At 65.2% G+C, this 13,680-nt stretch carries 12 protein-coding genes and 1 tRNA gene; 9 read left to right on the top strand and 4 right to left on the bottom strand.

The window, feature by feature from the left end; all coding sequences use genetic code 11:
* Positions 1-4: 4 nt before the first annotated feature.
* The 3 genes from OHQ90_RS15355 to OHQ90_RS15365 are packed head-to-tail and all read left to right on the top strand — an operon-like array spanning position 5 to position 2,677.
* The gene (locus tag OHQ90_RS15355; protein WP_328411115.1) at positions 5-979 is read left to right on the top strand and encodes a 4Fe-4S binding protein; all 975 of its coding nucleotides are present in this window, start codon (positions 5-7) and stop codon (positions 977-979) included.
* On the top strand, positions 976-2,091 hold the full coding sequence (locus OHQ90_RS15360; RefSeq protein ID WP_328411117.1) for a 4Fe-4S binding protein: 1,116 nt from the start codon (positions 976-978) through the stop codon (positions 2,089-2,091). The genes OHQ90_RS15355 and OHQ90_RS15360 overlap by 4 nt, the downstream gene beginning before the upstream one ends.
* Positions 2,081-2,677 (top strand): cupin domain-containing protein, encoded by a 597-nt coding sequence (locus OHQ90_RS15365; RefSeq protein WP_328411118.1) that lies wholly within the window; start codon positions 2,081-2,083, stop codon positions 2,675-2,677. Before OHQ90_RS15360 ends, OHQ90_RS15365 begins: the two co-directional genes overlap by 11 nt.
* A 440-nt stretch (positions 2,678-3,117) precedes the next feature.
* Here OHQ90_RS15365 and OHQ90_RS15370 read toward each other — a convergent pair.
* The 4 genes from OHQ90_RS15370 to OHQ90_RS15385 form a co-directional block, all read right to left on the bottom strand.
* A tRNA-Val gene (locus OHQ90_RS15370) sits at positions 3,118-3,189 on the bottom strand.
* A gap of 30 nt (positions 3,190-3,219) precedes the next feature.
* Positions 3,220-3,699, bottom strand: a complete 480-nt coding sequence (locus OHQ90_RS15375) for a peroxiredoxin (RefSeq protein ID WP_328411119.1) — start codon at positions 3,697-3,699, stop codon at positions 3,220-3,222.
* Positions 3,700-3,774: 75 nt separating this feature from the next.
* Positions 3,775-4,197, bottom strand: a complete 423-nt coding sequence (locus OHQ90_RS15380) for a DUF3052 domain-containing protein (RefSeq protein WP_328412851.1) — start codon at positions 4,195-4,197, stop codon at positions 3,775-3,777.
* Between the two features lie 137 nt (positions 4,198-4,334).
* Positions 4,335-4,892 carry a hypothetical protein gene (locus OHQ90_RS15385; RefSeq protein WP_328411121.1) on the bottom strand — a complete coding sequence of 186 codons (558 nt, stop codon included), beginning with the start codon at positions 4,890-4,892 and terminating at the stop codon, positions 4,335-4,337.
* A gap of 214 nt (positions 4,893-5,106) precedes the next feature.
* Between OHQ90_RS15385 and aceE the strand changes: the two genes are divergently transcribed.
* The 6 genes from aceE to OHQ90_RS15415 all read left to right on the top strand — a co-directional run bounded on the left by aceE (position 5,107) and on the right by OHQ90_RS15415 (position 13,662).
* On the top strand, positions 5,107-8,028 hold the full coding sequence (gene aceE / locus OHQ90_RS15390; RefSeq protein WP_442941404.1) for a pyruvate dehydrogenase (acetyl-transferring), homodimeric type: 2,922 nt from the start codon (positions 5,107-5,109) through the stop codon (positions 8,026-8,028).
* 11 nt (positions 8,029-8,039) lie between these two features.
* Entirely contained in the window at positions 8,040-9,374 is a 1,335-nt protein-coding gene (locus OHQ90_RS15395; protein ID WP_328411123.1) for a PucR family transcriptional regulator, read from the top strand.
* A 128-nt stretch (positions 9,375-9,502) separates the two neighbouring features.
* The gene (locus tag OHQ90_RS15400; RefSeq protein ID WP_328411124.1) at positions 9,503-10,417 is read left to right on the top strand and encodes an ACP S-malonyltransferase; all 915 of its coding nucleotides are present in this window, start codon (positions 9,503-9,505) and stop codon (positions 10,415-10,417) included.
* A gap of 123 nt (positions 10,418-10,540) precedes the next feature.
* Complete coding sequence (acpM, locus tag OHQ90_RS15405) at positions 10,541-10,843, top strand: meromycolate extension acyl carrier protein AcpM (protein ID WP_327114205.1); 303 nt, start codon at positions 10,541-10,543, stop codon at positions 10,841-10,843.
* A gap of 10 nt (positions 10,844-10,853) precedes the next feature.
* Positions 10,854-12,104, top strand: a complete 1,251-nt coding sequence (locus OHQ90_RS15410; RefSeq protein ID WP_328411126.1) for a KasA/KasB family beta-ketoacyl-ACP synthase — start codon at positions 10,854-10,856, stop codon at positions 12,102-12,104.
* A 124-nt stretch (positions 12,105-12,228) separates the two neighbouring features.
* Positions 12,229-13,662, top strand: a complete 1,434-nt coding sequence (locus OHQ90_RS15415) for an acyl-CoA carboxylase subunit beta (protein ID WP_328411128.1) — start codon at positions 12,229-12,231, stop codon at positions 13,660-13,662.
* Positions 13,663-13,680: the final 18 nt, after the last annotated feature.

Genomic DNA, 13,680 nt, shown 5'->3' on the forward strand with positions numbered 1-13,680 from the left:
TGACATGCCTGGAATATTGGATGCGGCCGAACTGCGGCAGGTGTGCCTGGACGCCGGAGCTGACGACGTCGGCTTCGTGGCACTGGACACGCCTGGCCTGGAGGGGGAGGTCGACTATGTGCGCGAAGCGCTTCCGAGCACCCGCTCGCTGATCGCGGTGTGTGTGCGGCTGGCGCGGGACAACTTTCGCAGCCGGGCGGCCAGCATGGTCAATACCGAGATCGACACCGCGATACCGGTGCTCGATCGGATCGGCCACAAGATCAGTATCGGGTTGCAGGACCGTGGATTTCGTGCGATGTACCCGTCGGTGACGTTTCCCGTCGAAGCGCACCGACTGCCGAGCCGCGGCTGGACGGTGTCGCACAAGCCGGTGGCGGTGGCTGCGGGGTTGGGCCACATGGGAATTCATCGCTGCGTGATCCATCCGAAGTTCGGCAGCTTCATCGGGCTCGGCACCGTGCTGACCGACGCGCGGATCGCGCCGTATTCCCGGCCGCTGGACTGGAATCCGTGCCTGGGCTGCAATCTGTGCGTGGCCGCGTGCCCGGTGGGCGCGATACACACCGACGGCAGTTTCGACTTCAACAGTTGCTACACCCACACCTACAACCAGTTCGTGAACAACTTCGCCGACTGGGTCGAAACCATGGCCGACAGCGCCGACGCCGATGATTACGGCCAGCGCATGAGCCCGGGCGAAACCACCATGCAGTCACGCCGCCAGTATCGTTCCGGCTACTGCGTCGCGGTGTGCCCGGCCGGTGAGGACGTGATCGGGCCGTATCTGGCCGACCGCAAGGGCCACCTGCAGCTGGTGCTGCGCCCGGTACAGCGCAAACCCGAGAACGTCTACGTCAGCGCCGGATCGAACGCGGAAGCCCACGCGCGCAAGATGTACAAGCAGAAGACGGTGCGCCACGTGGATACCGGGATCATGCCGCCCGATGGCATCGATGCAGCGCCGGAGCCGAAATGAACGACGCCGAGCGGTTGTGGAATCCGCTGCACGTCCCGGTCGAGCGGGGCTCGCGCGAGCGGCCGCATCCGACCGTCGCGGCCGCGCGGGCCCGAGCCGAGCAGGTGCCCGCCGGTGAGCCCGCGGACCTCGACGCCGACTGGCTGCGCGAGATATGCCTTGCCGCCGGCGTCGACGACGTCGGATTCACGGCACTGGCGACGCCCGGCCTCGAGGGCGAACGTGACTACGTCCTCGAGGCACTGCCGGGCACCTGTACCCTGATCGGATTCTGCCTGCGAACCAGTCGCGACAACCTGCAGAGCAGATCGGCAAGCGCCGCCAACCGCGATGTCGCCACCACCCAGGAGTTGGCGCACGAAGCCGCCCGGCACATCTGCCTGGAACTGCAGCGCCGCGGCGTGCGCGCGCTGTATCCGGCATCCGGATTCCCGGCCGAGATCCACCGATTCCCCAACCGGAGCTGGGTGGTCTCGCACAAGCTGGTGGCGGTGGCCGCTGGGCTGGGACAGATGGGGTTGCACCGCAACGTCATTCACCCGAAATTCGGGACCTTCATCGTGCTGGGCACGATTCTGATCGACCGGCCGGTCTCCCGGTACTCGCAACCGGTCCTGTCGAATCCGTGCATCGACTGCGGGTTGTGCGTGACCACCTGCCCGGTCGGCGCGATCCATGCCGACGGGGGATTCGACTTCGACGCCTGCTACACGCACAACAATCATCACGAGCTGTCCAACTTCGCGGGCTGGGTCGAGGAGGTGGTGGACAGCGCGGACGCGGCCGACTACCGGCGGCGGGTAACACCCAGCGAGACCTTGTCCGTGTGGCAGAGTCTGTCGTTCCAACCACAGTTCCGCGCCGGATACTGTGTCGCGGTGTGCCCGGCTGGTACCGACGTGCTCGGCAACTTCCTCACCGACCCGGACGGTCACGCTCGCGACGTGGTGGCGCCCCTGATGCGGAAACCGGAGTACGTCTACGTCGACACCGGCTCGGCCGCCGAGTCACATGTCCAGTCCAGGTTTCCGCACAAGACGGTTCGTCATCCCCGCCGGATGACGGTGCCGGAACCCGAGATCGATCCGGTGCCGGAGCGTCATGACCAGTGACGGTGACCTGCGGCGGGATCTGCCGATCTTCGAGATCTATGCGGGCGGGGGCGGCGCGCGGCTCGAGATTCATCCCTGGTTCTTCGTCGCCGGACGGCAGTATCTGGGCATGACCCGGGTACTGCCGCCGGGAACCGGACGCGCGCCGGCGCACGTCCACACCGGCGTCGTCCAGCGTTCGTTCCTGCTCGCCGGCGCGCAGGCCCGCTATCGGAATGGCGGACGTACCCGCACGCTGTCGCCCGGCGACGACATGATCATCGAACCCGGTGTGCCCCACACCGATCCGTACAACGATACCGACGCGCCCATCGTCGTCCGCAGCCTCTACACGCCGGGACCGGTGTGGTTACTGTCGTTCGCCAGAACCCTCGGGCAGGCGCTGCGGGACGGAAAGGTGAACTCGCAGCAGGAACTTCACCTGCCGCATCTGCTGATGATGCTGGGCACACCGGGTTCGGTGACATTCGCGGCGGGAATTCCGCTCGGTGTGCAGCGGCGGATCCTGCTGCCCGCTGCCACCCGTTTCGCAAAGCATCGAGGTCATGCCCCGGCAGCGGGCTTACGCGCCCACATCTTCGGTTGACCGGCGGTTGTCGTGGCGCGGTTCGGCCGCAAGCCGATCGGTTCACAACTATGCGTGTGCGTACACAAACCGCACTGATCATCGTTGCGGGTGTGGACGCACGCGGAAGTTCTTCCTGGCGTATTCCGTGCACAGTGTGGTCGGATGGCGATCAACAAGGCATCGACCCGAGGCCCGGAGGCCCAGCGAACGAGTCGCCGGACTTCTGCCACCGTCGCCGTGGGTCGGTTCAGTTCCATAGCTGCACTCCGGGTACCTGGAGTTGCACCTCGCCGCAGCTGAGCAACACGCGATCCCAGGGTCTCGCTCTGCCATCGCACGGTAGCCGCATGTGCGCTTATATCCGGAGCTGGACTGCCTGCCCCACGTATGCCCGATGCCACTAATCAGATGAGCGTACGTTGCCCCACGAAAGTGGGGTCTATCTTGCTGTTCGTCTGTGGGCGCAGAGGGGATCGAACCCCCGACCGCTGGTGTGTAAAACCAGTGCTCTACCGCTGAGCTATACGCCCGGTGCTCGCCGGAGATCCGGCGGCAACGGATTATGAATCTAGCGCGGCGAGCGCTTTCTCCCAAGCCGCCTGGTCACGGGGCTCTCCGGGGCCGTTCATTTCGGCGAATCGGATGATTCCGTCCTTGTCGACGACGAAGGTGCCGCGGTTGGAGTAGCCGGACTTCTCGTTGAAGACGCCGTAGTTCTGGGCTACGGCGCCATGTGGCCAGAAGTCGGACAGCAGAGGGAAGACATAACCCTGCTCGGCCGCCCAGATCTTGTGGGTGGGTGGGGGGCCGACGGAGATCGCGAGGATCTCGGCGTCGTCGTTCTGGAACTTCGGTAGCTCGTCGCGGACCTTGCACAGCTCGCCCTGGCAGATCCCGGTGAAGGCCAGCGGGTAGAAGACGATGAGCACATTCTTCTTGCCGCGGAAGTCCGACAGTTTGACTTGCTGGTTGTTCTGGTCCTTCAGCGTGAAATCCGGCGCGACAGAGCCGACCTCGAGTGGGCCAACCTCAAGTGGCATCGCGAATCCTCCATCGAGTCGGGCTTGCGCCGGGCGGCACGAAGGCCGCCCGGCGAAACCATAGCGAAAGACCGGTCAGCGCTGCTTCGAGGGCGCTTTCGGCTGCACCAGGCGGCTGCCTGCCCAATCCCCGAGACTGATTGCCGAGGTTTGCGTGAAGCCCGCGGGCGGTGCGGATTCGGCGATCTCACTGGGATCGACGTGCCCCGAATTTCCGGTCTTCGGGGTGAGTACCCAGACGAATCCGTCATCCGACAACTGCCCGGTGACTTCCATCAAGGCATCCACTAGATCCCCGTCACCGTCGCGCCACCACAGCAACACGACGTCCATGACCTCATCGGAGTCATCGTCGAGCAGCTCGCTGCCGATGGTTTCTTCGATCTCGGCTCGCAGGTCGTCGTTGGTGTCCTCGTCCCAGCCCAGTTCCTGGACAACCATGCCGTGAATAATGCCAAGCTTCTGAGCGTAGTTCTGCGCGTCCGCCGCGGCGACCACGGTGGTGTCCTCCTCAACTCCAGACAATAGGTAGTTGCAAGCGAACATGGTTATCGGCTCGAGCGCAAGCTGATCGGACGAAATACTCGTCGAATGTCGTGTGACAAGATCGTTGCGAGCCGGTTTTCCTGTCCGATTCAGCGTTTCGGGCAAGCCTCGCGGACGGCGTTGCGTGCGTCGTTGACCCGTCTGCTCGCGTCGTTGAGCGGTCCGACCGGTGCGGTGTAGGTCATCTTGCGGCTCTCGGAGGCAAGTAGCCGTGCGGCGGCGACGTATTCGGTGAACTTTGCGGCAAGGTCCGACGGCAGCGAGTCGCCCGCGGTGCTCACTCCGGACTCGACCCGTTCGGCGGCCTCGTCGAGGGTCGATGCGGCGGTATCGCGCCTGCTCGCGTAGTCGGGCGCGTTGGAGTCGTGTGCGTTGATGAAGTCGTTGTACTTCGAGACGCCGACACCGGTGGTGCTGGGGAATTGCCCGCAGTTGTCGTTGATCGCCTGCGTTTGCGCCGCAGCCTTGCGCGAGGAGGTGGCCGCGGCCGAAGAGGAGGCCGCTGCGGTCTTGTATTCCGCTAGGTCTGCAGCGTTCGGATTCGCAACTCCATCTACCCGATTCGCGCATCCCGCGATCGTCAATCCGGCCACGACCGCCAAGGTCGCGCACACCAATCCGAACCCGCGTGGGTCCAGCACCTTCATCGTCCTCCCCGCTTCGGTTGTACTACGGCGGTCTCGACTCACGTTCCCTGCAGAACGGTACTGGATTTGCTGCTGACATGATGACCTGGGACACATCATCCGCAAGGATGGAGGTGCGCCCGAAACTTTCGTGAAGCGGGCGGTCCGCCAACCATGCGTGCCTGCCCGGGGAAACCGACGCCAAACATGTCCACCCCCTGTACGAGGAGCAGATTTGACCGACCTGATCCACTCTTCCGCTGCAGCGAAATCCGCTGTGCCGAACTCCGAGACCGCCCCTGTCCTAGGCCGCGATCCGCACGGATCGCCTGCCGCGCCGGCAGGCGGCCGTGTCCGGGTGATCCGCGAAGGGGTGGCGTCCTACCTACCGGACATCGACCCGGAGGAGACCTCCGAATGGCTCGAATCGTTCGATGAGATGCTCGACCGGGAAGGTCCGGGCCGCGCGCGTTATCTGATGCTCCGGCTGTTGGAACGCGCCGGTGAGCGTCGGGTCGCCATCCCCGCCTTGACCTCGACCGACTACGTCAACACGATTCCCACCGAGAACGAGCCGTGGTTCCCCGGCGACGAAGAGGTGGAGCGACGCTACCGTGCCTGGATCCGCTGGAATGCAGCGATCATGGTGCATCGCGCGCAACGCCCGGGAATCGGTGTCGGCGGCCATATTTCGACCTACGCGTCCTCGGCGGCGCTCTACGAGGTCGGCTTCAACCACTTCTTCCGCGGCAAGGACCATCCCGGCGGCGGCGACTCGATCTTTATCCAGGGTCACGCCTCCCCGGGCATCTACGCCCGCGCCTTCCTCGAGGGCAGGCTCAGCACCGATCGGATGGACGGCTTCCGGCAGGAATACAGCCACGGCGGACCGGGCCACGGCCTGCCGTCGTACCCGCATCCCCGGTTGCTGAACGACTTCTGGGAGTTCCCGACGGTGTCCATGGGTCTCGGCCCGATGAACGCCATCTACCAGGCTCGGTTCAATCACTACCTGAACGATCGCGGCATCAAGGACACCTCCGATCAGCATGTGTGGGCGTTCCTCGGCGACGGCGAGATGGACGAGCCGGAGTCGCGCGGCCTCGCGCAGGTCGCGGCCATGGAGGGCCTGGACAATCTGACCTTCGTCGTCAACTGCAACCTGCAGCGCCTCGACGGGCCGGTGCGCGGCAACGGCAAGATCATTCAGGAACTCGAGTCGTTCTTCCGCGGCGCGGGCTGGAACGTCATCAAGGTGGTCTGGGGCCGTGAGTGGGACGCGCTGCTCGGCGCCGACCGCGACGGTGCGCTGGTGAACCTGATGAACACCACGCCCGACGGCGACTTCCAGACCTACAAGGCCAACGACGGCGCCTACGTCCGCGATCACTTCTTCGGCCGCGACCCGCGGACGAAGGCGCTGGTCCAGGACATGTCCGACGAAAGCATCTGGAACCTCAAGCGCGGCGGTCACGACTACCGCAAGGTCTATGCCGCCTATGCCGCCGCGATGGCGCACAAGGGCCAGCCGACGGTGATCCTGGCCAAGACCATCAAGGGCTACACCCTCGGCAAGCACTTCGAGGGCCGCAACGCTACCCACCAGATGAAGAAGCTGACCCTGCAGGACCTCAAGGATTTCCGTGACCTGCAGCGGATTCCGATCAGCGACGCCGAGCTGGAGAAGGATCCGTACCTGCCCCCGTACTACCACCCGGGCATGGAGGCGCGCGAGATCCAGTACATGCTGGACCGGCGCAAGGCGCTCGGCGGCTTCCTGCCCGAGCGGCGCACTGCGGCAAAGCCCCTGCAACTTCCTGGCGACGAGGCGTACAAGTCGGTCCGCAAGGGTTCCGGCAAGCAGAACGTGGCTACCACCATGGCGCTGGTTCGGCTCATGAAGGAGCTGTTGCGGGACAAGGAGATCGGCAAGCGAATCGTGCCGATCATCCCCGACGAGGCCCGCACCTTCGGTATGGACTCGTGGTTCCCTTCGTTGAAGATCTACAACCGCAACGGCCAGTTGTACACATCGGTCGACGCGGAATTGATGCTTGCCTACAAAGAGAGCTCCGTCGGGCAGATCTTGCACGAGGGCATCAACGAGGCCGGATCGACCGCGTCGTTCACTGCGGCGGGCACCTCGTACGCGACCCACGGCGAGCCGATGATCCCGCTGTACATCTTCTACTCGATGTTCGGCTTCCAGCGCACCGGCGACAGTCTGTGGGCGGCGGCGGACCAATTGGCGCGTGGATTCGTGCTCGGAGCAACCGCCGGGCGAACCACGTTGACCGGTGAGGGTCTGCAGCACAACGACGGCCACTCGCTGCTGTTGGCCTCGACCAATCCGGCCGTTGTCACCTACGATCCCGCGTTCTCGTTCGAGCTCGCGCATATCGTGCGCGACGGCCTGCGCCGGATGTACGGCGGCGGGACGCCGCAGGCCGGGCCGGGCGCGGTGCCGGGCGCCGTTTCGCACGGCGGGCAGCCGAACGGCGGCTTCGGCGGCGAAGACATCTTCTACTACATCACCCTGTACAACGAGCCCTACCAGCAGCCCGCGGAGCCCGACGACCTCGATATCCCGGGCCTGCTCAAGGGTATTTACCTGTACAAGCGTGGTGCGGCGGGCGATGTGCGCGCCCAGATCCTCGTCTCCGGCGTCACCGTGCCGGACGGTTTGCGTGCGCAGGCGCTGCTCGCCGAGGAGTGGGGTGTGCAGGCCGATGTCTGGTCGGTGACGTCGTGGGGCGAACTCCGCAAGGAGGCGCTCGGCAAGGAAATCGCGAAGCTGCGCAACCCGGGCACCGATGTCGGCGTCCCGTACGTCACGCAGGCGCTCTCGGCGGCCGAGGGTCCGATCATTGCCGCGACGGACTGGATGCGTGCGGTGCCGGATCAGGTTCGGCAGTGGGTGCCCGGTGACTTCACCACCCTCGGCACCGATGGTTTCGGTTTCTCCGACACCAGGCCCGCCGCGCGCCGTGTGTTCAATGTGGACGCGCAGTCCATCGTGGTCGCGGCGCTGGCCGGACTCGTCCGAGCGGGGAAGATCGATGCCGCCAAGCTGACCGAAGCGGCCGCGAAATACCGCATCGATGATGTGGACGCCGCGCCGAAGTCGGTGGCAAGCGGCGACGGAGACGGCGAGTAGCGGACGATTGGATGGTGGACCGTAAACCGCCGCGGCCGCGACGGATCTCCGAAGGCTCCTCCGAGCACGAGGTGTATCTGCCGACCGGCGCGCTATCCCCGAACCGGCAAACCCGAGATCCGCTACCCGACACGTTGCTCAAACGTGTGAAGCAGTTCTCCGGTCGACTCTCCACCGAGGCGGTGGGGTCGATGCAGGATCGGTTGCCGTTCTTCGCCGATCTGGATGCCGCGCAGCGCGCCGGCGTCCAGATGCTGGTGCAGACCGCGGTGGTGAACTTCCTGGAGTGGCTGCAGGATCCCGACAGCGACATCAGGTTCAGTCTGGATGCCTTCCAAGTGATTCCACAGGATCTGGCGCGGCGGCTGACGCTGCGCCAGACCGTGGACATGGTCCGCGTGGCCATGGAGTTCTTCGAACAGTGGCTGCCCGCGCTCGCGCGCAACGACCGGCAGCTCGTCGCGCTCACCGAGGCGGTGTTGCGGTACGGGCGTGAGCTCGGGTTCGCCGCCGCCTCGGTGTACGCGAGCGCCGCGGAATCCCGCGGCGCGTGGGACACCCGCCTCGAGGCGCTGGTCGTCGACGCCGTCGTGCGCGGCGATACCGGCCCGGACATGCTGTCGCGGGCCGCGACATTGAACTGGGACGCGACCGCGCCCGCGACCGTGCTGGTCGGGACTCCGCCGGGAGATCAGGGTGTCGGCATGGTCGGGTCGGTGCACACCATCGCCGCACGGCATAGTCGTGCGGCGCTCGCCGTTGTCCAGGGCTCGCGGTTGGTGATGGTGGTCAGTGGCAATCTCGGCGAAAGCTCTTATATATCGCCGTTCCTTGCGGACCTGCTCGCCGAGGTGTTCTCCGACGGGCCGGTGGTGATCGGCCCGACCACCCGAACCCTTGGTGCCGCGCATGCGAGTGCGGTGGAAGCCCTGGCAGGCATGGAGGCCGTGGTGGGCTGGCGGGGTGCGCCTCGACCGGTGCACGCAACGGAACTGTTGCCCGAACGCGCATTGCTCGGCGATCGAGGTGCGATAGACGCGTTGAACGAGTATGTTGTCCTACCGTTGGCCGCGGCGGGTTCGTCGCTGGCGGACACTCTCGATGCCTATCTGGATTGCGGTGGCGCTGTCGAGACGTGTGCCCGTCAGCTGTACGTTCATCCAAATACCGTTCGCTATCGCCTCAAACGGATTGCCGAGGTCACCGGACGAGATCCGATGAATCCGCGGGACGCCTATGTGCTCCGGATCGCATCCACAGTGGGTCGTTTGACACGAACCCGTAACGAATCGTCAACATCCACCCCAGAGGCAACTCACCTCGTCATGGGTCACGAGGGCTTGTAACGGATCGTGGGAGCCGGTCGATCGGCACAACCCACGTGGCCTTTTGTGGGAGTCCCACAAAAGGCCACCGCAAGCTTCATTCGCGTCGACATCTCCTGCGGCCTGCCTCACAGTGTTTTCTTAGAGATGTGATCGCGTTGTTCGCCCCTGGACAGGGGTCCCAGACACCTGGCATGCTCGCGCCTTGGCTCGACCTTCCCGGCGCGACAGATCGACTCGCCCTCTGGTCCAAGGCCGCCGGCCTGGATCTGATTCGTCTCGGTACCACCGCGACGGCCGAGGAGATCACCGACACTGCCATTACCCAACCGCTCGTTGTCGCCGCTGCGCTGCTTGCCTTCGCGGAAATTGACCCGAGTTCCCTTCCGGCAGCTACCATCGTCGCCGGACACTCGGTCGGCGAACTTGCCGCAGCCGCGGTCGCCGGGGTCATCACCCCCGACGAGGCGGTCACCCTGGCAGCTATCCGCGGTGCGGAGATGGCCAAGGCGTGCGCGCTGGAGCCGACCGGTATGTCCGCGGTGCTCGGTGGCGATGAGGCTGCCGTGCTCGCACGGCTCGCGGAGCTCGACCTCGTTCCGGCCAACCGGAACGCGGTGGGCCAGATCGTCGCCGCGGGTCGACTGGACGCCTTGGCAGAACTCGCCGCAAACCCACCCGAGAAGGCGCGGGTGCGTGCGCTGCCCGTCGCGGGGGCTTTCCACACCGCTTTCATGGGCCCGGCCCAGGATGCTGTGACGGAAGCCATAAGTCAGATCACCCCGAACGAGCCGACCCGGACCCTGCTGTCGAACTTCGACGGCAAGCCGGTCGCCTCGGGAGCGGACGCCATCACTAAGCTCGCGGCGCAGGTCACCCGACCTGTCCGTTGGGATCTGTGCACCGAAACGACCAGGCAAGCCGGTGTTTCGGCAGTGGCGGAGTTGCCGCCGGCGGGCACACTCGTCGGTATTGCAAAACGGGAACTGAAGGGCACGCCCACGCTGGCCCTGAAGACCCCCGAAGACCTCCCCGCGTTGGCCGGGCTCACCACCTCCGGCTAGCTTTCCCCCGCGGACGTGCAATAAAAACGCACGATCGTGACCGAGCAGACGGTAACCATCGGCTGACTCGAACCGAAAAAAACAGTAGAAGCCCTACCAAGAGATCAAGAAGGGAGCCACGAAGTGGCCGCTCTGACCCAGGAACAAATCGTCGAGGAACTCGGCAAGATCATCGAAGAGGTAACGGGTATCGAACCCTCTGAGGTGACGATCGAGAAGTCCTTCGTCGATGACCTGGACATCGACTCGCTGTCCATGGTCGAGATCGCAGTGCAGACCGAGGACAAGTACGGCGTCAAGATCCCCGACGAGGATCTGGCCAGCCTGAAGACGGTCGGCGACGCAGTCGCCTACATCCAGAAGCTCGAGGCGGAGAACTCGGATGCCGCCGCGGAGCTCAAGGCCAAGTTCGACAACGCCGAGTAGGGCCGACACTGTGACCACTCCTTCCACCTTGAACGGGAACTTCCCCAACGTCGTCGTCACGAGTATGGCGGCGACCACGTCGATCGCTGGTGACGTCGATGCGACGTGGAAGGGACTCCTCAACGGCGAGAGCGGTATCGACGTTCTCGAGGATTCCTTCGTCGAGGAATACGACCTTCCGGTCCGCATCGGCGGTCACCTGAAGGTCCGGCCCGAGACCCTGCTGACCCGAGTCGAATGCCGCCGGATGGCCTACGTCGAGCAGCTCGCGACCGTTCTCGGTCGCGAAGTCTGGCGCAACGCGGGCAGCCCGGAAGTCGACCCGGAACGCCTGGGTGTGGCCATCGGTACCGGCATGGGTGGCGGTGACGCCCTCATCGATTCGGTCGACAAGCTGAAGAACGGTGGCTATCGCAAGATTTCGCCGCTAGCGGTTCAGATGGTCATGCCGAATGGTCCGTCGGCTGTTGTTGGTCTCGAATTGAAGGCCAGGGCAGGAGTGGTCACTCCGGTCTCGGCATGCTCCTCCGGCTCCGAGGCTATTGCCAACGCGTGGCGCATGATCGTGATGGGTGACGCCGATATCGTCGTCACCGGCGGCGTCGAGGGATACATCGATGCGGTGCCGATCGCGGCGTTCACGATGATGCGCGCGATGAGTACGCGTAACGATGATCCGAAGGGCGCGTCGCGTCCGTTCGACAAGGATCGGGACGGGTTCGTCTTCGGTGAGGCTGGTGCGCTGATGGTCGTGGAGACCGAGGAGCACGCCAAGGCGCGTGGCGCGACGATCCATGCTCGTCTGCTGGGTGCTGGTATCACCTCTGATGGCTATCACCTTGTTGCGCCTGCTCCCGATGGCAGCGGCGCGGCGCGGGCGATGAGTCGGGCGATGCAGACCGCCGGGTTGTCGAAGAAGGACATCACCCACGTCAACGCGCATGCCACCGCTACTCCGATCGGCGATACCGCCGAGGCGCGGGCGATCAATCTGGCGGTGGGTAACCATGCGTCGGTGTATGCGCCGAAATCAGCACTCGGTCACTCGATCGGCGCCGTGGGTGCTCTCGAGTCGGTGCTCACCATTCTCAGCATCCGGGATGGGATTGTTCCGCCGACGCTGAACCTGGAGAACCAGGATCCGGAGATTGATCTGGATGTGGTTCATGGCGAGGCTCGCCGCCAGGAGATCGAATACGCGATCAACAACTCATTCGGTTTTGGTGGGCACAATGTCGCGCTCGCCTTCGGTCGGGCATAGCCGCCCGCATCGACTGCACAACGATCCCGGTGGGGTCGGCCAACTGAATTTGGTCGACCCCACCGTGGTTCGACATACGCAGCCGCGGCAGCGGCGTACTTCACAGAGGTGAGGAGTAAACGCGATGACGATAGTGGCCCCCGCGTTTCAGCCCGAAACAGCGATCGATCCGCGTGACCCGCTGGGTCGGTTGCAGCGCTTCTTCGACCCGGGTACGGTCCTTCCGCTGCATCCGCGGGACAAGTCCGGTGTGCTCGCCGCAATCGGTGAGGTCGACGGTGTCCGCACCGTCGCCTACTGCTCCGACGCCACCGTCATGGGCGGCGCGATGGGCGTGGAAGGTTGCAAGCACATCGTCGATGCGATCGACACCGCCATCGATTCCGCCATTCCGATTGTCGGCATCTGGCACTCCGGCGGCGCTCGGCTCGCCGAGGGTGTCGAGGCGCTGCACGCCGTGGGCCTGGTCTTCGAGGCAATGGTCCGGGCCTCCGGCCTGGTTCCGCAGATCTCGGTGGTCCTCGGCTTCGCGGCCGGTGGCGCCGCCTACGGCCCCGCGCTGACCGACATCGTGATCATGGCACCCGAGGGACGAGTCTTCGTGACCGGTCCCGACGTGGTCCGCAGCGTCACCGGTGAGCAGGTTGACATGGCCACCCTCGGTGGCCCGGAGACCCACGGCAAGAAGTCCGGTGTCACCCACATCGTCGCCAACGACGAGGCCGATGCGCTGCATCGGGGTCGCAGGCTGGTGTCGATGTTCGCCGAGCAGGGCGAATTCGACCTGGTCGCCGCCGAACACGGTGACGTCGACCTGAAGGCGATGATGCCGGAATCGGCCAAGCGCGCCTACGACGTCAAGCCGATCATCCACGAGCTGCTCGACAACGTCGACGGTGAGTCGTCGTTCGAGGAGTTGCAGGGTGGCTACGCCCGCAGCATCGTCACCGGTCTCGGCCGGCTCGCCGGTCGTACGGTCGGTGTGCTCGCCAACAACCCGATTCGGCTCGGTGGCTGCCTGAACTCCGAAAGCGCCGAGAAGGCCGCGCGTTTCGTGCGGCTGTGCGATGCCTTCGGTATCCCGCTGGTCGTGGTCACCGACGTCCCCGGCTACCTGCCCGGCGTCAGTATGGAGTGGGAAGGCGTGGTGCGCCGCGGCGCGAAGCTGCTGCACGCGTTCGCCGAGGCTCGGGTGCCACGCGTCACGCTGGTCACCAGGAAAATCTACGGTGGCGCCTACATCGCGATGAACGCCCGCTCGCTGGGCGCGACCGCGGTGTATGCATGGCCGGGCTCAGAGGTCGCCGTGATGGGCGCCAAGGCCGCGGTCGGCATCCTGCACAAGAAGGCGCTGGCAGCGGCGCCGGAGGACGAGCGTGAGGCACTGCACGAGCGTCTCACCGTCGAGCACGAGCAGATTGCCGGTGGTGTCGAGCGTGCCATCGCGATCGGTGTCGTCGACCAGGTCATCGACCCGGCGAAGACGCGCAGCATCATCGCCGCCGCGCTGGCCGCAGCGCCGGCTCGCAAGAGTCATCACAAGAACATTCCGCTGTGAGGTGATGTTCTGATCGAG

The organism is Nocardia sp. NBC_00403 (assembly GCF_036046055.1).
Lineage (GTDB): Bacteria > Actinomycetota > Actinomycetes > Mycobacteriales > Mycobacteriaceae > Nocardia.

Coding starts and splice junctions, on each gene's coding strand:
- OHQ90_RS15355 (WP_328411115.1), top strand. CDS start 5: ATGCCTGGAATATTGGATGCGGCCGAACTGCGGCAGGTGTGCCTGGAC.
- OHQ90_RS15360 (WP_328411117.1), top strand. CDS start 976: ATGAACGACGCCGAGCGGTTGTGGAATCCGCTGCACGTCCCGGTCGAG.
- OHQ90_RS15365 (WP_328411118.1), top strand. CDS start 2,081: ATGACCAGTGACGGTGACCTGCGGCGGGATCTGCCGATCTTCGAGATC.
- OHQ90_RS15375 (WP_328411119.1), bottom strand. CDS start 3,699: ATGCCACTTGAGGTTGGCCCACTCGAGGTCGGCTCTGTCGCGCCGGAT.
- OHQ90_RS15385 (WP_328411121.1), bottom strand. CDS start 4,892: ATGAAGGTGCTGGACCCACGCGGGTTCGGATTGGTGTGCGCGACCTTG.
- OHQ90_RS15395 (WP_328411123.1), top strand. CDS start 8,040: ATGGTGGACCGTAAACCGCCGCGGCCGCGACGGATCTCCGAAGGCTCC.
- OHQ90_RS15415 (WP_328411128.1), top strand. CDS start 12,229: ATGACGATAGTGGCCCCCGCGTTTCAGCCCGAAACAGCGATCGATCCG.